Source organism: Armatimonadota bacterium, assembly GCA_022563855.1.
Taxonomy (GTDB): Bacteria; Armatimonadota; Fimbriimonadia; order Fimbriimonadales; family Fimbriimonadaceae; genus JADFMN01.
Genome location: JADFMN010000012.1, coordinates 38,314 through 59,810, shown reverse-complemented (window position 1 = coordinate 59,810; position 21,497 = coordinate 38,314). Strand labels below are relative to the sequence as shown.

Annotated in this window: 23 protein-coding genes; 11 read left to right on the top strand and 12 right to left on the bottom strand. The window is 57.2% G+C overall.

Annotated elements, in window-relative coordinates; all coding sequences use genetic code 11:
• The first annotated feature begins 324 nt into the window (after nucleotides 1–324).
• The gene (locus IH944_13120) at nucleotides 325–498 is read left to right on the top strand and encodes a hypothetical protein (protein ID MCH7905490.1); all 174 of its coding nucleotides are present in this window, start codon (nucleotides 325–327) and stop codon (nucleotides 496–498) included.
• Nucleotides 499–716: 218 nt separating this feature from the next.
• Nucleotides 717–1,922, top strand: a complete 1,206-nt coding sequence (locus IH944_13115; GenBank protein ID MCH7905489.1) for a hypothetical protein — start codon at nucleotides 717–719, stop codon at nucleotides 1,920–1,922.
• Nucleotides 1,923–2,201: 279 nt separating this feature from the next.
• On the opposite strand, the gene guaB is transcribed toward IH944_13115, so the two are convergent.
• Nucleotides 2,202–3,686, bottom strand: coding sequence for an IMP dehydrogenase (gene guaB / locus IH944_13110; protein MCH7905488.1), 1,485 nt, complete (start codon nucleotides 3,684–3,686; stop codon nucleotides 2,202–2,204).
• 18 nt (nucleotides 3,687–3,704) lie between these two features.
• Here guaB and IH944_13105 point away from each other — a divergent pair, with 18 nt between their 5' ends.
• The gene (locus tag IH944_13105) at nucleotides 3,705–4,238 is read left to right on the top strand and encodes a DUF4190 domain-containing protein (GenBank protein ID MCH7905487.1); all 534 of its coding nucleotides are present in this window, start codon (nucleotides 3,705–3,707) and stop codon (nucleotides 4,236–4,238) included.
• Nucleotides 4,239–4,264: 26 nt separating this feature from the next.
• Nucleotides 4,265–5,269 carry an aldo/keto reductase gene (locus IH944_13100; GenBank protein MCH7905486.1) on the top strand — a complete coding sequence of 335 codons (1,005 nt, stop codon included), beginning with the start codon at nucleotides 4,265–4,267 and terminating at the stop codon, nucleotides 5,267–5,269.
• On the opposite strand, the gene IH944_13095 is transcribed toward IH944_13100, so the two are convergent.
• The 7 genes from IH944_13095 to IH944_13065 all read right to left on the bottom strand — a co-directional run bounded on the left by IH944_13095 (nucleotide 5,266) and on the right by IH944_13065 (nucleotide 13,034).
• Nucleotides 5,266–5,742, bottom strand: a complete 477-nt coding sequence (locus tag IH944_13095) for a GNAT family N-acetyltransferase (GenBank protein MCH7905485.1) — start codon at nucleotides 5,740–5,742, stop codon at nucleotides 5,266–5,268. The genes IH944_13100 and IH944_13095 overlap by 4 nt on opposite strands.
• A gap of 9 nt (nucleotides 5,743–5,751) precedes the next feature.
• Nucleotides 5,752–6,360, bottom strand: coding sequence for a hypothetical protein (locus IH944_13090; protein ID MCH7905484.1), 609 nt, complete (start codon nucleotides 6,358–6,360; stop codon nucleotides 5,752–5,754).
• A gap of 54 nt (nucleotides 6,361–6,414) precedes the next feature.
• Nucleotides 6,415–7,116, bottom strand: coding sequence for a hypothetical protein (locus tag IH944_13085; GenBank protein ID MCH7905483.1), 702 nt, complete (start codon nucleotides 7,114–7,116; stop codon nucleotides 6,415–6,417).
• 121 nt (nucleotides 7,117–7,237) lie between these two features.
• Nucleotides 7,238–8,224, bottom strand: a complete 987-nt coding sequence (locus IH944_13080; GenBank protein MCH7905482.1) for a hypothetical protein — start codon at nucleotides 8,222–8,224, stop codon at nucleotides 7,238–7,240.
• Between the two features lie 194 nt (nucleotides 8,225–8,418).
• Nucleotides 8,419–10,293: an S-layer homology domain-containing protein gene (locus IH944_13075; GenBank protein MCH7905481.1), complete on the bottom strand. Its 1,875-nt coding sequence runs from the start codon at nucleotides 10,291–10,293 to the stop codon at nucleotides 8,419–8,421.
• A 66-nt stretch (nucleotides 10,294–10,359) separates the two neighbouring features.
• Nucleotides 10,360–10,905 (bottom strand): hypothetical protein, encoded by a 546-nt coding sequence (locus IH944_13070; protein MCH7905480.1) that lies wholly within the window; start codon nucleotides 10,903–10,905, stop codon nucleotides 10,360–10,362.
• 314 nt (nucleotides 10,906–11,219) lie between these two features.
• The gene (locus tag IH944_13065; protein MCH7905479.1) at nucleotides 11,220–13,034 is read right to left on the bottom strand and encodes an SBBP repeat-containing protein; all 1,815 of its coding nucleotides are present in this window, start codon (nucleotides 13,032–13,034) and stop codon (nucleotides 11,220–11,222) included.
• Nucleotides 13,035–13,307: 273 nt separating this feature from the next.
• Here IH944_13065 and IH944_13060 point away from each other — a divergent pair, with 273 nt between their 5' ends.
• The 4 genes from IH944_13060 to IH944_13045 all read left to right on the top strand — a co-directional run bounded on the left by IH944_13060 (nucleotide 13,308) and on the right by IH944_13045 (nucleotide 16,066).
• Nucleotides 13,308–13,934: a hypothetical protein gene (locus IH944_13060; GenBank protein ID MCH7905478.1), complete on the top strand. Its 627-nt coding sequence runs from the start codon at nucleotides 13,308–13,310 to the stop codon at nucleotides 13,932–13,934.
• 48 nt (nucleotides 13,935–13,982) lie between these two features.
• Nucleotides 13,983–15,068 carry a dehypoxanthine futalosine cyclase gene (gene mqnC / locus IH944_13055; GenBank protein ID MCH7905477.1) on the top strand — a complete coding sequence of 362 codons (1,086 nt, stop codon included), beginning with the start codon at nucleotides 13,983–13,985 and terminating at the stop codon, nucleotides 15,066–15,068.
• A 222-nt stretch (nucleotides 15,069–15,290) separates the two neighbouring features.
• Nucleotides 15,291–15,842 carry a hypothetical protein gene (locus IH944_13050; GenBank protein ID MCH7905476.1) on the top strand — a complete coding sequence of 184 codons (552 nt, stop codon included), beginning with the start codon at nucleotides 15,291–15,293 and terminating at the stop codon, nucleotides 15,840–15,842.
• A gap of 56 nt (nucleotides 15,843–15,898) precedes the next feature.
• The gene (locus tag IH944_13045) at nucleotides 15,899–16,066 is read left to right on the top strand and encodes a hypothetical protein (GenBank protein MCH7905475.1); all 168 of its coding nucleotides are present in this window, start codon (nucleotides 15,899–15,901) and stop codon (nucleotides 16,064–16,066) included.
• 52 nt (nucleotides 16,067–16,118) lie between these two features.
• Here IH944_13045 and IH944_13040 read toward each other — a convergent pair whose 3' ends face one another.
• Entirely contained in the window at nucleotides 16,119–17,258 is a 1,140-nt protein-coding gene (locus IH944_13040; protein MCH7905474.1) for a DUF4935 domain-containing protein, read from the bottom strand.
• A 224-nt stretch (nucleotides 17,259–17,482) separates the two neighbouring features.
• Nucleotides 17,483–18,517: a toll/interleukin-1 receptor domain-containing protein gene (locus tag IH944_13035; protein ID MCH7905473.1), complete on the bottom strand. Its 1,035-nt coding sequence runs from the start codon at nucleotides 18,515–18,517 to the stop codon at nucleotides 17,483–17,485.
• Nucleotides 18,518–18,947: 430 nt separating this feature from the next.
• Between IH944_13035 and IH944_13030 the strand changes: the two genes are divergently transcribed.
• Nucleotides 18,948–19,316, top strand: a complete 369-nt coding sequence (locus IH944_13030) for a hypothetical protein (protein MCH7905472.1) — start codon at nucleotides 18,948–18,950, stop codon at nucleotides 19,314–19,316.
• Nucleotides 19,317–19,404: 88 nt separating this feature from the next.
• On the opposite strand, the gene IH944_13025 is transcribed toward IH944_13030, so the two are convergent.
• Together IH944_13025 and IH944_13020 are read right to left on the bottom strand one after the other, a co-directional pair.
• On the bottom strand, nucleotides 19,405–19,638 hold the full coding sequence (locus IH944_13025) for a hypothetical protein (GenBank protein MCH7905471.1): 234 nt from the start codon (nucleotides 19,636–19,638) through the stop codon (nucleotides 19,405–19,407).
• Nucleotides 19,639–19,896: 258 nt separating this feature from the next.
• Nucleotides 19,897–20,238 carry a hypothetical protein gene (locus IH944_13020; protein MCH7905470.1) on the bottom strand — a complete coding sequence of 114 codons (342 nt, stop codon included), beginning with the start codon at nucleotides 20,236–20,238 and terminating at the stop codon, nucleotides 19,897–19,899.
• Between the two features lie 213 nt (nucleotides 20,239–20,451).
• Here IH944_13020 and IH944_13015 point away from each other — a divergent pair, with 213 nt between their 5' ends.
• On the top strand, nucleotides 20,452–20,901 hold the full coding sequence (locus tag IH944_13015; protein MCH7905469.1) for a hypothetical protein: 450 nt from the start codon (nucleotides 20,452–20,454) through the stop codon (nucleotides 20,899–20,901).
• Nucleotides 20,902–20,982: 81 nt separating this feature from the next.
• Nucleotides 20,983–21,477 (top strand): SRPBCC family protein, encoded by a 495-nt coding sequence (locus tag IH944_13010; GenBank protein MCH7905468.1) that lies wholly within the window; start codon nucleotides 20,983–20,985, stop codon nucleotides 21,475–21,477.
• The last annotated feature ends 20 nt before the right edge of the window (nucleotides 21,478–21,497 follow it).

Sequence of the window (21,497 nt, the reverse complement as noted above, 5' to 3'; positions counted from 1 at the left end):
CTTGGACTAGGCGATCAGCATGGATGCTGTTCAAAGACTGGATGCCCGCCATCTATTGCGAGAGGGACGGGCACCAGTAGAATACGCGGCTATAGCCGCGAGCGACAGGAGCGAAGCCCCGCCGTTCTAGTTGTGACGATACTCGTTGGGCAACGATGGAAGCTAGACGCAAAAGTAAGACATATGAACACGTTATCTACAACAGAATCGACAATCCTCCAGGAAATTCTGGACCATGTTGCCAATCGTGGCGGCGCTCTTCGTGATTGGTAGGCTGGAATCGCCAGAAATCCGGCCAATCGACTCTTTAGCGACCACCGTGTCATGAAAGGGACAGGTTTCTGGATTCATCGAAACACGGATAGCGCTGTTGCTGCGCGGGGCATCGAGCAGCACCTGATCGACCTTGGTTTTGAGGGCGGTGCAGGTGGTGGTGACGCGTCAACGACGTATGTGTATGCGTACAAGAAGACGCTGCACACGGATGAGAATGCGTAAGGAACTTGAGAAGAAGCCGGGTGGTCGCTACCCACCCCGGCTCCCTTTGAATCAGGTAGATTTGAAAACCACTGGTTCGCGAAACTCGGCGGAATTATCGATTTTCCGATCCGTGGGGATTTCAGCCGTGATCGGAATTGGGGCAGCTAGTTGTGAGTGCCCAAGAAAAGATCGTGTCTGGCAAGAGAGGAAGACACCCAAAGTAGAGTGAGTAGGCAGTGAAGAGCAAACGTAACAGAGAAAAGAGAACGCGCTCGGGGTCAAGCGAGGACGACTCACTAAGGCCGGTCACGTTGACGCAGGCCGTAGAAGAGAAGGAGGCAAAGCTTTTTAGCAGATTGCCTGAATGGATGCGTTCTGTCTGGGCGAATTTGAGCTTGATCTGGCGGCTACTTCTTGGACTGCTGGTTGCTCTAACCGTCATTCTTCCTTTATCGAGATCTTTGAGGGGCAATAACGGGCATGATTCTGTGGAGCAAGAATTTGCTGCTCAGGCAATTCTCTCTGGAAGCGAAGACGACGCGGCGGATCAAATTCACTTGTCTTTTAACTGGCGATCTCAGCGGTACGAAGGTGAAGAGAAAAAGATATATGTGGACGCCTTCCAACCGGTGGAAGGCGATTTGATGATTCCTGAGGGAAACAATTGGACCATTGAAGTACTGATAGGTGGAAGTCCTGCGGCAGAGCAAGGCATCTCAGTGAAAAGGACTGGACGACGTTATCGACTCTTTCCGGTAGTCGAATACTGGTATCCCGGTTCTTACGAGATTGTATTCGCAATCTCGGATGGAATCATAACAAGCCGCGAAGCCGTGAGATTCAGCGTCGAGTGGCGCTTTAATTTCGGTCAGTATGGCAGCGGAACGTTCGACGATCCAAGGCGCCTCATTAGGAGGCCTGGTGATGCGCCCGGGACAGTCTCTCACATCTCCGCCATCGGAGCAATACGTTTAGATCCGAACGCCATGGATCTCGCCAATGGAACGACAATTCAGACCATTCCCCTGCCTGGAGATCTGTATCCTCGAATCGTCGGGATACGGTTCCGATACCTTGAATATCCACATGGCGGATTTCAGATCGCGATGTCAGATGCAATCACCGTTCAGCTTGGCGATGGCAACCTCTATGATCTCAGCATTAAGACAGGCGACTACTACTTGGGGAAGGATGGCCAGCGGAAGAGTAAGCGACACAGGGATCGAGATGTAATTCGACTACGCGAACCGTTTGTGGTCGATGAAGATAACTGGATTTGGATTGAAATGTATGATGATCGCATTAGGTTGTCTCGAGGTTCAGATCGTTCGGAGACAATAATTGCCCAACCAATTTCTGAACGGGAGCCTTCAGAAAACCCGGTTATCGCGTTCCGATCCTTCGGAGCAATGGTGGATATTTACGAGATTATCATAAAGTAAGTTCCGACTGGGAACTCTCGACTGACCCTATGGATCGCCAAGGACTTGGTCGGGCATCTCGGCGACCTCTTCATTGAGCAGGGAGCTTCGACCCTGTTTCTCGGCTTCCGGATCGGCTTTGGTTTCATAGCATCCCGAAACGGCCAGCGCGGCCAGAACGATAAGTGGAAGGCCACGTCCTCTCCTCCTGGGCGCAGTACTACCTATAACGGGCAAAGTTGAAAATACGACTATTGTTGGCCCCCTCCTTAGCCCTCCCCCAAGGGAGAGGGAACTTTGCTATTCGCTGTCGCGAGAAACGAACGGCGAGGAGTAGTTGGGCGGCTCTTTGGTGATCCAGACGTCGTGCGGGTGCGACTCGCGCAGACCGGCGTTGGTGATCTGGATGAAATCGGCGGTGGCGGCCAACTCCGAAAGCGAGGCCGCGCCGCAGTACCCCATGCCGCTTCGCAGCCCGCCGATCAGTTGCTCGATCGTGCTTTCGAGCGGGCCTTTATACGGGACTCGTCCCTCGACGCCTTCTGGCGCAACGGACGCTGTGCTGCTGTCCTTCATTTGGAAGTACCGGTCGCTTGAGCCTTGCTGGATGGCTGCGACAGAGCCCATGCCCCGATAGACTTTATACGCGCGGTTGCGGTAGATCTCCGTCTCGCCGGGCGACTCGTCGCAACCGGCGAACATGTTGCCCATCATCACCGTGGACGCGCCGGCGGCGAGCGACTTCACTATGTCTCCCGATGAGCGGACGCCGCCGTCAGCGATCGTCGGGATACCGAGCTTGTTCGCCTCTTCGCAACAGTCGAGCACCGCCGTAAACTGCGGAACGCCGATCCCGGCGACGATGCGCGTAGTGCAGATCGACCCCGCGCCGATCCCCAAGCGCAAACCGTCCGCGCCTACCGCGTGCAGGTCTCGCACGCCCTGCTTGGTCGCTACGTTGCCGGAGATCACCTTTAGATCAGGCAGTCGCTCCTTCAGCATCTTAGTGCATTCGATGACGCCTTCGCTTTGGCCGTGCGCCGCGTCGATCACTACGAAGTCGACGCCAGCCTCGAACAGCTCCTTCGCCCTTTGATAAGGCTCGCGCAGGGGACCGATCGCCGCGCCGACTACGAGACGCCCCTTGGCGTCTTTGGTCGCTTGCGGATACCGCTTGACCTTCTCGATGTCCTTGATCGTGATGAGCCCTTGCAGGATGCCGTTCCCGTCGATGATCGGCAGCTTTTCGATCCGGTGCTCGTCGAGAAGCTCCTGCGCTTGGTCGAGCGTCGTGCCGGGTTTCGCTGTGATGAGGCCGTTGCTCGTCATGCGCTCGCTGATCAGCCTGTCGTAATCGGTCACAAAACGAATGTCACGATTCGTGAGGATGCCGACCAGCTTGTCGTGGTCGTCGACGATCGGAACGCCGGAGATGTGAAAGCGCGACATGAGCTCTGTCGCGTCCCCGATCTTCTTGTCCGCCGTGAGCTTGATCGGATCGGTGATGATCCCGTGCTCCGACCGCTTGACCCGGTCCACCTGGTCAGCCTGGTGCGCGATCGACATGTTCCTGTGGATCACGCCAACCCCTCCCTCGCGCGCAATCGCGATGGCCAGGCGCATCTCAGTCACAGTGTCCATCGGCGCGCTGACTATGGGGATGCTGAGCTGGAGTCCGGGCAGGATTTCGGTGGACGTATCGACGTCGGCGGGGATCACGTCTGACCTTCTCGGCACAAGCAGAACGTCGTCGAAACTGAGTCCGGTGCGAAAATCTTCGGCCATCGAGGTGCTTTTGATATTATGGCGGGTTCGGGATTCGGGTATCAACTACAGAGGGACGAGTGGCGAGCTATGGCGTACATGATAAGAGGGCCGGATGGGAGGGAGAGCGGCCCGATCGAACTGGAAACTCTGGTGCAGTGGGCGCAGTCAGGATCGCTGCCCGCGCACGCGCCGGTGCGGGACCTGGTCACCGGCGTCGTCACCGTGGCGGGCCAGATGGGCGAACTGCGGTCGGTCTACTCGGGTACTGACTTCTCAAAGGTGCCAGAACCGGTCGTCGCGGCCCGGAGCAAAGGTAGCGCGCTGATTCCTTCGGGCAACCCGAATGCGCTCTTGGCATACTACACAGGTGTCGCATCACTCATTCCGTGCCTCGGACTACTTACCGGGCCTGTGGCGATCGTGCTAGGGTTCAAGGGGTTGCGCGTTTATGACGAGAACCCTGCCGTGTTCGGGAAAGGGCACGCTATCGCGGGGATCGTTTTGGGGTCTGTATGTTTTCTGGCGAACATTGTGGGGCTCGTGTGGTTTCGCATTATCGCCCAGCCTTGAGGCTGATCGGGTAAACCGCTCGGCATATGGAATATCGCAGTCTCGGGCGCACGGGCGTCCAGGTCAGCAACCCGTGCCTCGGCACCATGACGTTCGGTTGGGAGCCCGATGATTGGGGATCGACGCAAACCGAGGCGTTCAAGGTCGCCGACCGAGCATACGAGCTTGGGATCAACTTCTTCGACTGTGCCGATATCTATGCGCGCGGCATCAGCGAGAAGATCCTCGGCAAGTGGATGAAAGGGAAGCGCGACAGGCTCGTGATCGCCACTAAGTGCCACGCCAAGATGCACGACACCGACCCGAACGCCTGGGGCAACTCGCGCCGGCACATCATCGAGGCATGCCACGCTTCGCTCAAGCGTCTGGGCACGGACTACATCGACCTGTACCAACTGCACAGGCCGCAGCCCTCGATCCCGATCGACGAGTCTCTGCGGGCGCTCGACGATCTCGTCAAATCCGGCAAGGTGCGCTACATCGGCTGCTCGACCTTCGCCGGGTGGCAGCTCGCCGAGGCGCAGTACGTGGCAAAGTGCCTCGGGATCAACGGATTCGTGAGCGAACAGCCGCCGTTCAACCTGCTCGATCGCCGAATTGAGCGGGAGCTGCTGCCGTTCTGCCGCACGTACGATTGGGCCGTGATCCCGTGGTCGCCGCTGGCTGGCGGACAGCTCAGCGGCAAGTACCTGGACAGGAAGCCGCGGAAGGCCCGCTACGTGAAGTCCGATCCGGCCGGCCGCGTGAACGCGACGACGACGAAGTTGGTCAAGCGGTTGAAGAGGATAGCTGACAGCGCGGACATGTCGCTCGCTACCCTATCGCTCGCGTGGGTTACCAGTCAGCCGGGGATTACGGTGCCGATCATCGGCGCTCGGACTGTGAGTCAGCTAAACGAGTCGGTCAAGGCTTGCCAAACGGTCTTGGAGCCCGACCTGCTCGAGAAGATCGACAAAGTCGTCGAGCCGGGCTCTCACTTGCTGGACTACTACACAGCCAACTTCGGGCCAAACGTGCGACCGAACGTTTAAGCGGTTTCCGTAAGCGACTTGGTCATCCGCGTTACGCGAAACTGACTGCCGAACGCAGGCTTTTCGTACTCGTCGATCGCAGTCCAACCTAGCGCCTGGAACACAGGCTTTGCATAGATCGAGGCCTCGGTGAAAGCTTCGTTGCACCCTGCCTCTCGCAGCGCCTGTTCTGCCGCCTCAAGAAGAGCACGGCCGACGCCTCTATCCGTGTGCTGCGCGTGGACGTACCACATGCCAAGTAGTTCACCCTGTGAGCAGTACGACACGAACCCCATCGGCCGGCGGTTTTCTTCGGCAAGCAGGATAACCTCGCCCTGATCAACCGCACGCACAAACTTGTCCGGTTTGATTCTTTGCAGCCAAACGTCTATTGCATCGCCGTCGTACAGAGGTCGCAAGAGCGCGTCGACCGACGCGCGCTGGATTTCAGCGAGGCACGGGTAGTCGTCGGGAATCGCCGGTCGGATTTGCACGATGTGAGGCTACTCCGCCACGGCTAGTCGCTCGAGCACGAACGAAAACAAACCCGGTGCGCCCGTAGTTGCGTTTGCGAACATCAACCGCTTGTTGTCTTCTGCCAATATGAGGTAGTCAAGAGGCAGCAAGTAATCGAACGCCCCATTCAGCGCGAGCTCTCTTGCGATCCCGGCTTGGGTTCCTTTCTCAGCGCCCTTTTGGAGCTCCTCGCGCACTTCAGCGAGCGGCTTTCCGTTAAACGACACATACGTTAACCGAACTGCATCTGCGACGACCTTCCAAGTGCCCTCGACGGTTGATGGCAGGCCAGGTTTGCCGTAGAAAAACGTGCCGTCCGATTTGAACTGCCAATACTGGCTGGTGTCGACTTCGTCCATTTGCAGAACGTCAAGGCCGAACAACTCGGCAAATGCAGTGTCGAGCTCGTAGGCCGGCGACCATCGCCCATCGATAAACCCTGATATAGATGACAGTGCTTCCGTACTGCCGAACTCTGGCGCCGCAGCGCCCATCGGAACGGTGGGCTCCGGCGGAGCCTTCTCTCCGCAGCCGACTATTGCTGTGACCCCGGCCAATCCGAGGGTCAAGAGCCCGATCGTGCCGTGGATCCTCATAACATCATCATGGCCGCTTCGTACCGCCGGGACGCCCCGTCGAATCGATTAGCTTTAATCTTCGGTCGCTGCCGCCATGCCCGGCCTCTGACCACGGGCGAGTTCGAATTCCTCGCCCAACATCGCTTCCCACTCGGCTATCTGCGCGTCAGTCAGGGTGGCGAGAATCGTCTCGTTCATCTCCTCTAGAAGTGCGAGAAACGCCTCGCGATCAAACCCTTCCTGTCCACCAGTCGGACGGGCTGCCTCGATAGCGTCCTCGATCGTTTTGATCTGGTCGTCGGAAAGCCCAAGCTTTTCCGCTATCGACGGGCGGGCAAGTGCGCGCACGCCCTCTCGCTGCAAGCTGATCTCCTGGTAACGCTGGAATTGGCCGGCGGAAAGAATCACCTGCATATCGGCGTCCGTTTCTTCTCTCAACGCCTGGGCTGCTGCGGGGTCTTGCTGTCCGCCGCCCTCGGGCATCGCCTCTTCGATCGCAGAGATCTGCTCTTCGCTGAGAGACAGCTCTACCTGTACGTCGTCGCGCACGAGCAATCCTGGACCACCCCGGAAGGCCGCGCGGCCACCTCCGCCTCCACCTCCGCCCCCGCCACCTGCTCCTGCGCCTGCCATGGACGGTCGGCTGTCGCGGCGTCCGGTCTCGAGGTCGACACCTGGAACCTCGGCTTTTTCCTGGGAGCAACCGACGAGGGTCGCCGCAAACGCGGCCAGCCAGATGAGGATTGTCAATCGATTCGGAACGAACGTCTTCATACCGCAATGATACTTCGCGGCGGGCCCCTCCGGTTCCGAGACCGCAAAGTTTGTGCGCCGTATTTCAACTTCCCGGTCTTGGGCGCGATCGCCGCTGGCTATCGTTCGTTGCGCCTCACGATCAATTGACGATGGTCCACACAGTCTGATCGAAGCTGATCAGCCACGGGAACGAGAGCACTATGCCAGCTTCCTTGTAGCTGACCTTGGATTTCATCTCCTTCGTGCCGGCCTGTATGAACCGCTCTGGATCGACCGTGATGATCACTTCGACGATCGAGTCCACCATCGTCGCGATCATGAAGTCGACCTGTTCGTACGAGTTGTTGTCGTAGTTCCACAGCTCGATCCACTGTCCTATGTTGTTGATTTCGGCGTGGGCCTCCACTCTGAACCGAAGCTCGGAAGGCGTCTCAGTCGGAGAAGTTCCGACGACGATGAGCTGCACCTGGCGCTCAGCTTGGTTCAGCGTGATCCCCGGCAAAACCGTCATCCAGCTGTCGTCGCTGGCAAGCAGATCGCTCAGTCCGCCGCCGGTCAGAATCCCGCGGAACAGCGAGAAGCTGTCCGGCAAGACCAAGGTCGTCTCCGCTTGTACGGTAGCAGAGAGGTTGTCAATCCAAACCTGATCGAATCGACCGGGACCGTTCGTAATGGTAAACTTGCCGATTCCGGTCGCACCGAATTGGGCGGCCGTAAACGTCATCGGCGGGTCGACCATCATGTTCGTACCGATGATCGGTATGGTTGCAATGAGTACGTCGGAGTTGTCGAACACCTGCACGAAGCCCGCGCTACCCCCGAGATTGACTGCCCAGAACGAAACGATCGAAGCTGGGTTGTCGAAATCGCAAGTTCCGACTTGGTTCGGCGTAGTGACGCCCCACGCGGCTATGCCACTTCGATACGCGTTAAAGTTGCCGATGGAAGTGGCAATTCCGCCGGTGAAGTGCGCCGTGTCTGGAGGCGTGCCTATTGTGAAATCCGTGGATCCCAACGGAATTGTAGGCGGTTCAAAGCTGGTGAAAAGGTTCACCTGAGCCGAGGAAGACGATGCAGCGACGAACAGCCCGACCATTGACGCGATTTTTCTGGTTCTTAGGTTCATATCAATCCTCTCCAAAACAAAACAAAGATCGTTTAATTGACGGACGCAATCCGACGCCAAGTTCAATGCATATGAAAAGGTAAACGTTCCAACTGCTGCCCCAATCGGCTCCAACCCGGTATTTGTAACAGGGCGCGGGGCACGGCCAAGCGAACAGCCTTCGTCCACCGCTTCGGGTTCAACACAGGTACGGCCTAGAATCGTAGCGTCGCTTGAAACGCTAGAATGCCGCCTCTCCACTCTTTATTCGTGATCCCGCCGTACGTAACCGGCATCCGACCGTCGCTGAACAGGTAGTGAACCGCGATTTCGGCATTGCCGTTGATGGCGTAGTTGAAGTCGACCGAATACCAATTGAGTCCGACAGGGTCGCCGCCAAGCAGCGAGCCGTCGGCGTTCTCCCATCCCAGGCTCATATACAGCCGGTCGTTCAGGTCGATGTCCAGTGCAACGTCCACCGCTGTGATTCGGTCATCTCCCATCATGATTCCAAATGCGCCCATGCTAGCAGCGTCGGCCGGTCTGTACCTCTTCCAACTGCCGCGAAGGCCGACCCTATCCGAGACGTCGAACCAAACCTCCGCGCCGTACACGTCGATATTCGCTGGATTGAAGTAAGGTCCGAGACGACCCCAAGACCCCTGGGCTCCGAAGTTGCCCTCGACCATGCTGTACAGGCCTGTTGCTCCCCAAGTCCCGCCACCGTCGTATCTGATAGAGACAGAGGCAGCGGTGTTGTCGTCGCTCAGCACCGACGAATCACCTAAGTAATAGTCAGTTTGCGAAAACGAACCGGCGACGCTGAAGTCGTCGAGGAAGTAGTCTATTTGCGCGCCGTACGTCCGCATGCGGTCTTCGCCAGCACCGACAAATTGGTCGGTGTCGTTGTCCTGCTCCCAGTAGTGGACGCCCTTGATCCGACCGTCAGCGCCGAGCTGGAATTCGAGTTCTAATCCGAACAGCGACTCACCAGTCAGACTGGTGAAGTCGTTGCCGTCCGTGTACTTCAGGTCATCCACGCGAGCGAGCAAGATCGTTAGATCGGTGTTTCCAAAAGCAAACTCGGTGCGAACTCCGTCGAACACGTGCTGGCCGTTGTTCACGCGCGGGTTCTCGTAAAACTCTGCGTAATGCGGCCGAGCCAAGAAGAAAGCGCCGCTGGAGTGATAGAATCTGCCGACTGTGACATCAACGTTCTGATTCGCGATGCTCGTGTCGAACGCCATGTTTGCTTCGTCGAACCAGAAGTTCGTGATCTCCGGTTCGCCGTACGGCATGCCGAACATCGCTCGATTCCAGTTGTCCAGCAGCGTGTCATAGCTGTAGGCGTTGCTCGAGTTGAGAGAGGCCTTCCAGTATGTGGTCTCATCCGGTTGACCACTGAACGTGAAATTGAAGTTGTGGTACATCTGAAACGTCTTATCCATCCCCGCCGACATGAAGTTCTTTCGACCGGCTATCCGACCGGTTTTGGTCAGACCCCACAGTCCGTTCGTGGAGTGTCCAGCCAGCCCCACGAAGATCAGATCTCCGCTGATGTTCACCGAATTGCTTCGCTCTTCCAAACGCGTTACCCGGCCGGCGAGGTTTTCCAATTCCTGCTGCATTGCGTTCACGTCGACGCCGAAAGAGGCCATCTCCTTCTCGAACTCCTTGGCGAGTCGCATCAAGGAAGCGGTGTCGGCCCGCAAACTCTTAATATCGGGAATCCTTCTTATTGCCCTGATCTGCCCGAACAGTTCGTCCATCTGCTCCTCGGTCGCACCCGTCTTCAGACTCTTCACATATGCGTCCAGAGCGTTGACCTGATCGCTGAGGCCGGCCATCTTGCCCATAGCCAAGCTATAGAGGTTGTTGATGGCGACGGCGAACTCGGCTCGACTCATAGGACGGGACGGGCGGTAGAGGCCGTCGGGGTAGCCGAAGAGCACGGAGCCCTTCAGGTTGGCCAGCGCCTCGTATGCCCAGTGGTTGTCGGGCACGTCTGGGAAGTTGCTCTGCGCGGCGGCTGGCATGACCAAGCCGGCGCTGAGTGATGTAATCAGCGCGGTCTTGAGTAATCGGTTCATTGTTTCCCTGTATCGTTCCTAACTAGAATCCTGTTTTACCCTCGCAGCTTCACCCGCTGGCTAAAGTTACGGCTGAGACGCCGAAAAGTCGTCGATCCAAGTCTTGTTGAGGTTGCCGGGGATCGAAGTGTTCGTGACGGTGACTTTGCCGATACCAGCCACGCCAAGCTCTCCCGCCGTGCGAACGATCAGTGCGCTAGCATCCATCATGTTGTCTGTCACAACTGGAATCGTCGCTATGAGCACGTCCGATTCGTCGTAAACTCTGATGATCCCCTGGCCAGAGCCCTGATTTGCAGCGTACAACGCAAACGCGGTAGCCGGGGTGTCGAAATCGGCAGTCGCCACGGTCGAGACACCGCTGATCTCCCACGCCGCGATTCCAGTCCGATATAAATTTGGTACACCTACAGTTAAAGTCCTTCCACCGGTGAAGCGGACCGACTTTGGCGGCGTTCCAAGCGTGAAGTCAGTCGAGAAGGGAGGAAACTCGTTGAATTCGAAGCTCGTAAATTGGTCGAATTGGAAACTTGAAGTGCCGCTGCCACCGCCACATCCCGCGAGCAGCAGGAGCGGGGCGATTGTGAAAGCTAGTAATCGGTTTCGTCGCATAGTATCCGCCCGACTGAAATCGCCAAGCGCTACCGAGCGAGCCAGAACCGCCGCTGAAACGCAAACCCCATTTCCCAGTCTACGGTAGGTAACACGCCCCGCGATAGTTCCGTTCCAAGAGCGTCTCCCTTTTTGAGCCTGCGGACAGATTCGCACATCGCGAACACAGTGGCATCCGATCCCTGCTTTCCCCCCAAATGGAGATTCTTGCGCGCTCGATCGCCAGACAAATGACGCGAAGAAGGGCGCGGCAACGGTACCCGATGTCACGATCCATTCGACCGCTGCTGGCTACTGCGAGTAAGGCATCGCGATCAAGGAACGATCACCCACACCGTCTCATCGAAGCTGATCAGCCACGGGAACGAGAGCACGATGCCAGCTTCTTTGTAGCTGACCTTCGCCTTCATCTGCTTCGTGCCCGCCTCGATGAAGCGCTCCGGATTCGTCGTGATGCTCACCTCGACGATCGAGTCCGCCATCGTCGCGATCATGAAGTCGACCTCTTCCCACGAACTGGTGTCGTAGTTCCAAAGCTCGATCCACTGTCCGATGTTGTTGATCTCGGCGTGCGCCTCCACTCTGATCTGAAGCTCGGTCGGCGTCTCAGTCGGAGAAGTGCCGACGATGACGAGCTGCACTTGCCGCTCAGCCTGGTTCAGCGTGATCCCCGGCTGCACCGTCAAGTAGCTGTCGTCGCTCGCGAGCAGCTCGGCCAGCCCGCCGCCCGTCAGGAACCCGCGGAACAGCTCGTAGCTGTCCGGCAAAACCTCGACTGACTGCGAGTACTTGATTGTCGCATAGTCTTGGAACGTGCCGGAGCTGTACGAATGACCGGTCACATATACGTTTCCTGCCCTATCCAAAGCAAGCGCAACGGCTACATCGGAAATGTTTTCCGGGCCGTGGAAGCGAATTTCCCAAAGCAGGTTGCCGTTCGGGTTGTACTTCAACGTCGCGTACTCGTAGTCTCCAGCCAGATTTGGTGACCCTCCGGTAATGTACACGTTGCCAGCAGTGTCCAATGCAAGCGCAGTGGCGACATTGTTGCCGTTGTTGGGCCCGCTGTAGCGTCTTACCCAAAGTAGGCTTCCGTTACTGTCGTACTTCAGCGTTGTGTAGTCTTTAGCAGTGCCGGAGCCCGAGCTGCTGCCGGTGATATACACGTTGCCACCACTGTCTACGGCAAGCGCAGCGGCAGAATCGTAGCCGCTGGCCGGACCGTTGTAGCGCCTTTCCCAAAGCAGATTTCCGTTCGTGTCGTACTTGATCGTCGCATAGTCTTCGCCCGTGTCGATGCCGCCAAACGAGTCGCCAGTCACATAGACGTTGCCAGCGCTGTCGACAACAAGTGCCGTGGCTTCGTCGAAACTGTTGCTCGGGCCGTTGTAGCGCTTCTCCCACAGGATGTTTCCGTTCGTGTCGTACTTGATCGTCACATAATCTGCCCTCGAACCGGAGCCATTCGATTCTCCGGTCACGTACACGTTCCCTGCGTCATCAATTGCAACTGCAACTGCACCGTCAAAGCCGTTTCCCGGACCGCTGTAGCGCCTTTCCCAGAGCAGGTTGCCGTCAGTGTCGTACTTCAGCGTCATGTAATCCAAGTCAGAAACTATGGCCGACGTGCCGGTCACGTACACGTTTCCTGTCCCGTCTACTGCAATTGCAGACGCACTGTCATAGGCGTTGTCCGGGCCGCTGTAGCGTCTTTCCCAGAGCAAGTTGCCATCAGTGTCGTACTTCAACGTGGCAAAGTCAATTTGTGTGTCAGTGCCCCAGGAATCGCCGGTAACATATACGTTGCCCGCGCTGTCAACATCAAGCGCAGTTGCTCTATCACGATCGTTCCCTGGGCCGTTGTAGCGCCTTTCCCACAGGAGGTTTCCATTCGAGTCGTACTTGATCGTTGCGTAGTCAATACCTGTGCTGGAGCCCCGGGAATCGCCGGTAACATATACGTTGCCCACGCTGTCCAGCGCAATCGCCGCAGCGTAATCGAAACTGTTGTCTGCGCCGTCGAAGCGCGCGACCCACTCCTCCTGCACTTGGCCGAAGGCCGCGCTGGTCACCCCGAGAACGGCGGCGATGCAGAACGGCCGAATGTTGATTCTGGAAATATGACGCACTTCGTTCCTCTCTGGCGCCGTATGAGAGCACCGATCCATCAACTTACCCCGGCCAGCGACTCACCAGACTCGAACGCGCCCGAGAATCCCCGTACATTCACTGGGCTCCTAGGGAGGATCTGCAACCCGGAAAGTCGTTGCCCCGTGCAGTGCGACCGTATCATCCAGCCTTTCCGCCCGGATGGCAGGACGCACAGCCGTGAGGGCGTAGAATAGGGGCGATGGCCGCGACAGCCGTGCCCGATTTGACGATTGATACGATCGCAGGTTCAGATGAGCAGCTCTGACGCCAGCGCCTTCACGGAGAGCGAGCACAGCAAGCGAGACGCGAGGACTGTGCGTCTATTGGTGCTTGTCTCGACAGCTTTAGTCTTGAACGCAATTATGTACGTTTTTCACTTGCAGATAATGCGAGCGTTTTTCTTCGCAGAATTGCTCTACTTGCCTATATGGGCGTTCACCATCGGCACGGCCTGCTACGCGCTGGTCTCATCTTTCATCCATCGGCACGGGAAAGTACTGATCGTCATCACACTTATGGTTGTTTCGGCCTTGTACTTAGCGTTCGCACAACCGGGCTACGCGTTTGCCGTCCGAGCGGATTTCGAACGGTACCGAGCGGAGCGTGAGAAGGTCATCGGGCAATGGGTGCCGGAAGATCAGAGCGAGCGGCCAGAGCCGATTCCCGTAGATGATCGGCTCGCGGAATCCGGGCGTGTGCTGATCCGACAGCGCGACGAAGACACCATCTTCTGCTTCCCGCTCCTCTGGCGCGGATTCGACAACATCGAAGGGTTCGTCTACACGGCCTCTGGTGACCCGCCGCATCAGGGCGACGTCTTTAGAATCATCTATCTCCGGCGCATAGACGACCACTGGTTCTATATTCGGACTTCCTGAGCCGCATTCAGCCTAGATAGAATCCTCGGGGGGCGTAGAATAGGGGCGATGGCAGCGACAGCCGTGCCCGATTTGACGATCGACTCGATCGCCGACAAGGTGTTCGCCGACGAGCGGATCTCCCCTGCAGACGCCGAGTTCTTGTTCTATCACCCGAACTTGAACGACCTCGCGGCTTTGGCAGACCACCGGCGACGTCAAAGGACCGACCCTAAAGTCGTGACTTACGTCATCGGCCGCATCCTCAACTACACCAACGTCTGCTGGGTGCGGTGCAAGTTCTGCGCGTTCTACCGCGTGCCGAACCACGAGGAGGGGTACACGCTTTCTACCGATGAGATTTTGGAGAAGGTGCGCGACACGGTCGAGCAGGGCGGGACGGAGATCCTGTTCCAAGGAGGCTGCAACCCTAAGCTGAAGATCGACTGGTACGAGGACATCTTTTCGACCGTGAAGAAGGAGTTTCCAATGGTCGATCTGCACGCGCTGTCGCCGGCTGAATTGATCTACATTGCGCACATCTCGAAGCTGACTTTGCAAGAAACTTTGGAGCGATTGAAAGCTGTCGGGCAGAACTCCGTGCCGGGCGCCGGCGGTGAGATCTTAGTCGATCGCGTGCGCAAGATCATCGCTCCTTATAAGGACACGACCGACGAGTGGCTGGAATGCATGCGCGCGGCCGCTTCTCAGGGACTGAAGTCTTCGGCGTCGATGATGTTCGGCCACGTCGAAACGATGGCCGACCGCGTCGAGCACCTCGGCCGCATCCGCGACCTGCAAGACGAGTGCCAGCCGTTCCGCGCGTTCGTCACCTGGAACTTTCAGCCAGAAGAGACGAACCTCCCGATCGAGCGCAAGGCGTCGTCGTTTGATTATTTGCGCACCATCGCCGTCTCGCGCGTGTTCCTCGACAACTTCGACCACCTGCAGCTATCGATCCTCACCCAAGGGCCGAAGATCGCGCAGATCGGGCTGGGCTACGGGGCCGACGACTTCGGCTCCACCATGATCGAGGAGAACGTGGTGTCCGCCGCCGGCAACAAGTTCATCCTCAACGCCGAAGAGTTCGAGCGGTTGATCACCGATGCTGGCTACAAAGCACGACAGCGCAACACGCGGTACGAACTGATCTGACTCTATCCCTCAGCCGCTTGCGGTTGACGGATTCTGATTTGCCCGTGTGGACGCGTGGCACTGTTGTTCGGATGTACGCGCCGAACATCAGTGAGCAGATGCGCAGCAAGGGGCTAAGAAGCTCTTGAAGAGTTTGGACCCTCCACACAGTGATAGCGGTTGGATGAACATCGCCGGACCCACAGGCTGAAACCTCTAAAGCGGCACTCTCGTACCTCGACCATGCAAGCCAAGACAGCCGTAATTGCCACCGTCGCCCTCATCGCCGGTATAGGGTTCGGAGTCTCGAGCCGGCCTGCCTCGGCGCAAGACCAAAAGGCTGGCCAGAAGCAGACCTTGGCCGACTTTCCTGACCTGGTAGCCGGATTGAAGGCGACGCCCGGATGCATCGAGGTCACACAGGCCATACTCCCCGGTGGCAAGATGACCGTGTTCGCGTGGTTCGAGAACAAAGCCGCCGTCAACGCCTGGTACACGTCGCCGATGCACCAGGGCGTGATGAAGAAGTTTTTCCCGAACATGCCCGGCAAGAGCGAAGCGATCCCCGCGTTCAAGGACGAAGAGTCACCATTGCTCGTCGTCGCGACGATCACTCCGTCCCAGGAACCGACGATCGCAGGATCGTCCCTCGCCATCTCGCAGATCGCGATCGAGATATACACGCCGGTACCTGGCGGCATCGCGATAGGTGGAGGTTTCGGGCCGGATTCCCTCAAGGTGCCCGGCCTGCGTCGCATGAAAATGAGTCGTGACGGAGTGGCGACAAAGAGCTGATCGGCGTCGCTCACCTACAGTGCTCGATCCTGACGCCAGGTCCCAAGATCGCGCAGTTGGGTTTGGGTTACTGGGCCGACGACTTCGGCTCGACGATGATCGAGGAGAACGTAGTCTCCGCCGCCGGCAACAAGTTCATCCTCAACGCCGAAGAGTTCGATCGGCTGATCACGGATGCTGGTTATGAACCGCGTCGACGGAACACTCGATATGGGTTGATATAGCGTGTTGCTCTCCCTGAAGCCATAAAGGAATAGGCCCTCCTGACCCGCTTGGTCAATTCACGGTCGTAAGGTCGTGCCGATGATACCGGTCGTGGTCAATTGGCCTCGGCGTCCGTAGGTCGGATTTACGAGGACGAATCTCTAGGATTTCACGCGCTAGAAATCGACCATTGGTTGCGATTCGTGACCGCCACACGGCAGCGAAAGTGACGACATGAATCAACGGAGTGGCCTGCGCCGCAAGCGACAGCAGACTGAGCTTTCTCTTGTATTTCTTCACGAATTCTACGGGTGAGGACCAGATATACCAGCCCTCCTCGTCGATGCTCTGAAATAGTGCAGGCGCGATGTAAAAATGGCCGGCGTCGACAACCGCGGTCGTGTCTGCTTCTATCGACGTCACCGGGTCGCTCGGCGGCTCGGCCCACGTATTCGGCGAATCTAACAGGGCGCTGTACTCCGAACGAATAAAGTCTCGCACTTGTTCTTGGTAGTAAAGGGTGCTCTCATCGTTCTTTAAGAAGAACTTCTTGGATGCCCGCCCTACAATCTTCTTCACAAACGCGACGGTGAGATCCCGCTTCTTGAGCTCGCAATAGGAGCGGAATTGATCAACCGACTCGTAGCACGTAACGCGGTGATCGTCGCTTAGACGCGTCTCTGCCGTTGTTCGCAGCAAATTGTCAGCGCATATGAAAGCGATTTGGACGTCGCGCGTTTCTTGGCGGCAGTAGTCTTGTAGAGTCTCCAGGATCATGGCATCTCGGAAACCCTTCTCTGTTGGGGCAGATTTGTCGTCTGCAGCAAATGGAGGAATCCGGTGAATCGCGGAGTGTTCCACGTGCGCCCAGTCGATGCTCGCGTACGGCGTCTCCTGCATTCGCCCCCCTTTTAGATCTATCCAGCGATCAATCTTCTGCTGTGCCAACGTCTCCAGGGTCGACGCTGTCGCGCGATGGCTATACCTCTTACCTGTGTTGCGCTCTATTTTCTCAAAGCTATCGTTCGCCTTCATGAGCAGACCGCAATTGACTTTCGCGTGCTGGTGTATAAGTTCGCCTCGAACTGTCTTAGGAACGACAAGCTCCAGTTGAAAGTCGCTCTTGTACGCCTCCCAAGTCTCGTCAAACACTTGGTCTACGGGCACGTTCTTATCATGGTCGAATAGCACGCTCGTGTCGGGCACGATCACGTGCGTCCCGGGATCCTCACGCTGTACCGCGCCACTGGGAGCTTGCCGGCGCTTTTTCCCACCCATTGCCATTGGTCTGCACAAGACGTTACCCGAGTAGTAGGATTGGCTAGGGCAGACGATTCCTGGCACCGGGCGGGTGGACAGGCTAACGGGTGGCACTGTTGTTTGGATGGGTGTGCCGCCGAGCCGCCGGGTGGTCTGACTAACGATGGGCCACTCGCCTAGTCGTCCGCAAAGGGGTCGTACTCGTCAGATTCGACTGTCGGCGTGCTGCTTTTGGCTTCGTATCGTGCCGCAACGGCCTGAAGGCGAGTAACGAGTTCAGAATCTGAGACGATAAAACGATTCTGATTTGAAGCGGCAACAATGCGCTTTGCGTGTTCTTCGGACAAGCTTTGTGTGCGCTCTAGCGAGTCCGCGATGATATTTCCTGCACGAGTAGTTTGCGCTCTTTCAAGTGTTTGAATTAGAGGTTCGTGCATTTGCCGACGAGTGCGCTCGTTAATCGCGAGCGTGTCTACCAATTGTTCCCTAGTTTCCAAGAGCTCGGATGTCCCCCCGTTTATTGCTTGCACCGATGCGATGAAGCCTTTTGGATCGTTTGGAAGTTTGATCGGTAAGACTAATACGCCTCTCCCGAGCCCCCACCCAACTTCTTGCTGACACCAAAACGACGAGTGAAAGGCAGGAGAGATTACGGCAACTACTGCATGGCAGCTTGCGAGTGAGAGAGAGATTTCTTCCTGCCACTCCAACGTAGGTTCGATGTCCTCATGCGCTATGAACGCATCAATGTGCCTCTTTGCAAGGACTGTTTTGAATTCGGCGACCTGTGCTTTAATTCCTGACTCATGACTCACGAACAGGCGAAACCAACCTGGCTTCCAGATTCGATCTGCATCGCTGACCGATGCGAGTGTTGGCTTGGCACCACTTCTCCAGTCCGATGGAGCATCTAGGTTTGCACCAAGAATGACGTTGGAAACACGGCTGTCCGTACACGTGCTAGTTGCTCTTGATGCCAACTCAGTGAAGCGCTTTTCGATGGATACTTGGTCTGACTCGACTGTAGCGAAGGTCTCAAATGGAAGATTCAAGATGAGGTTATAGTAACTAATCCCCCAATCTTCATTGAGATAGTCGTATTCAGGCTCGCAAACATCGAGTATGGACAAGAGTCGATCATCGCCATCCCTTCGAATAGAGACAGCAATCGCATCGACTACACGTAACGGATCCTCAGGGAGCTTGGCCATGCCTGCTGTAATAGTATGGCCAGACGAGTGGCCGGGCGTAGGGAAAGGGCCGGGATGTCGGGTGGCATTGTTGTTGGGATGCCCGTGTCGGACAGCAGTGGGCTGCGCCTACGACACCGGGTAGGAGAGCGGTTTGAACCTAAAAGCGAGGTTGGAGACGGTCATTTCGGGTGCAGATAGACCCTCCCGGGGCTCCGGGGCTCCTAGGGGACGAAGAACAACTCGCTCGGGGTTCACCGGTGTTCGAAAGGGGTGCAGAAAAACTCTCTCGGGGTAGCCCAACGCTCCTGAGGGGCGGCGGGCGGCTCCATGCTTTAGCATGACGGGTGGCCCGGTCTGACTCGGAGAGTAGACCAGGGGAGTGAGGGGAGAGTCAGCGAGCGGGTCACCGAGCCCGCGATATAATGGAGACGACGTCGTAACTTTCATCATGAACAAGAGTTGGAAAACTTGGTCACCGTTCCAGTCCCGTGAATTGCGCGAGATTTGTGCGCACCTGACGGACGACGAGTTGGACATGTTTGTCGAGCGATCGAGAGACTTCGGCCGCATGATTGCCAAGCGGATTGCTATTCCGATAGGAATCACGGTCGCTGGTGCGTACATGATAATTGCGGACTACGGGGGCTCGATTGCGTTCGCTCTTGTTCCATGTGCTGTAATCCTCGTCAGCTTGGCTCTTTTTCCGTGGCAGCAAAAGAGACAGAAGGAGTTGCTCTGTTCTACGGCTTGGGCAAAAGAGCAAGGCATTGATCCCGACCGCCTGAAGGTGTTCTCGTTCCGGTTTCGCCGCAAATAGACTGCACGCAAATGACGGCAAGGACCACAGTGACCGCGGCGTGGATTTCGATGAGGTTCTAGACGGTTTCAATTCGGCTTGCGTCCGGCTACCACACGAAGTCTGGATCCCATTCACCATCGGAATGCTGGATCTGTTTTTCGCCCGTCAGCCGGTTCGTGCGAGCCGGAAAAGTCACCCACGGGTATTTGCCGTCCTTCCCCATGAGCATGCTCTCCTTCTGCACGTAGCCGTACTCCCACGGAGTCGGCCAAACGAACCACGCGTACAGCAACAGATTGACCGCCATTACTGCGAACCACAAGACAAGTAGCTTCTTCATGCCCGCATATGAGTGTTCTGCTCCACCGCCCATGTTCAATCAACCCGTGAACTGCGGCGAGTGGCTCCATGCTTTAGCATGGTGTGACTTCCCATTTCTCACCACCCTAAAGGGTGGAGCAACCCATTTCCAAACCAAGTAGCGCGCGTACGGACAAACCCTGTCGGGCTGGACCGTGGCACGCTTTCCTTCGTCAAGCTCAGGACAGGCTGGCTCAGGATGACGCTTGTGCACGTCACCCATCGCCCATGGAGTGGCTCAGCGAGACGGGGGGATACGCCAGCAAAACGCTGGCCCGTGTCCGTCCTCCCCGACTTCATGCAGCTCCAGATCGAACGGCAGTTCAAGCTCCTTTAGCGTTCTGCGCAGATCGTCGACGATCGCCTCTCTCGTATGGGCGAAGACGACCACTCGCGTCACGCCTTCCTCGACCCAAACGTCAGTGGCCGCGCCGTGGATTCCGATGAGGTCCGAGACGGCCTCGATGTCGCACTGGTTCGGCTGCAAGTTGCCAACGAACCGCAGACCAAACTCAAAGTCGCCAATGACGTCGTAGTACTTCTCGAGACGCTCTAATGCCCTATCAAACGCCGACCCCATCTTGAATGCCAGTATATCGCCTGTAGGTGGTCTGGAGGCAACAGCGAATCCCTCTCCCTTGGGGGAGGGTTAGGGAGGGGGCGTGTAAACTTCTCCCAATGCTCACCACCCTAAAGGGTGAAGCCACCCAACTCCAAGTCAAGCAGCACACGCACGGACAAACCCTCTCCGGCCTGACCGTGGCACACTTTGGAACAGGTAAAAGGGAGCCACATGGCGACCCAACTCGACGACACGATTGGCAAACAGGCGATCGCGGCGACGGTTGCGCGTCTTGGGGAGTTTCCGGACGTCGAGTATGAACAAGGAGACGGCAGACTGTCGGTAAAGGGTTCACCGGACGGGTTTGACATTGTCGTCCGAGATGAAGGACACGGGGCAACGATTGAGGCAGGCCACTGGCACGACCATTTCTCCGAGCCGGACGACGTCGCCAAATACGTGGTCTGGCTGCTCTCGCCCCGAATGCGAATACAGACAACATACCGTGGAAAGCACGCGGTCAAGAGCGTAGTCGAAAGCAGACTGGAAGATGGCAAATGGATACCCGGCTCAACGTTCGGCACTCTGTTCCCGCTCTTCGGCAAGAAGAGGATCGAGTACTTAAGCAACACGGTCGTCGGCGCAGAGGAGGTTCCGGTAGATTCCCCTAGTCAAAAATGAGTAGATCTGACCGGCTTGTCCGTTGCCGTGATTCGTTTGCGTTGATCTATGCCAGTATAAAGGCAGGGAAGCTGAGAGAAGATGGCACTCATCGAAGTCGAAACAAGGATCAACGCGCCGGTTGAACGGGTCTTCGACCTGGCCCGGAGCATCGACGCGCACGCCAGCAGCACCAAGAACACAAAGGAGCGGGCTGTCGCCGGGCGGACGTCGGGGCTGTTCGAACTGGATGAGACCGTGACTTGGGAAGCGAAGCACTTCGGCGTGAAGCAACTCCTGACGGTGAAGATGACGGCATTCGACCGACCGCACTCCTTCGAAGATCGGCTGATCAAAGGGGCGTTCAAGTCTATGAGGCACCGGCACAGCTTCCAAGTTGATGGCGACGCGACGGTGATGAAAGACGAGTTTGAGTTTCAAGCCCCCCTGGGATTCCTCGGACGAATCGCCGAGAAGGTGTTTCTCACAAACTACATGAAGGGGTTTCTCGTTCGCCGGAACGAAGAGCTGAAGCAGATGGCGGAGTCGGACGAGTGGCGTCGCTTCTTGCCAGAGAGCCACGCGCCCGAGCGGTAATCGAACGGAAGGGGTAAAAG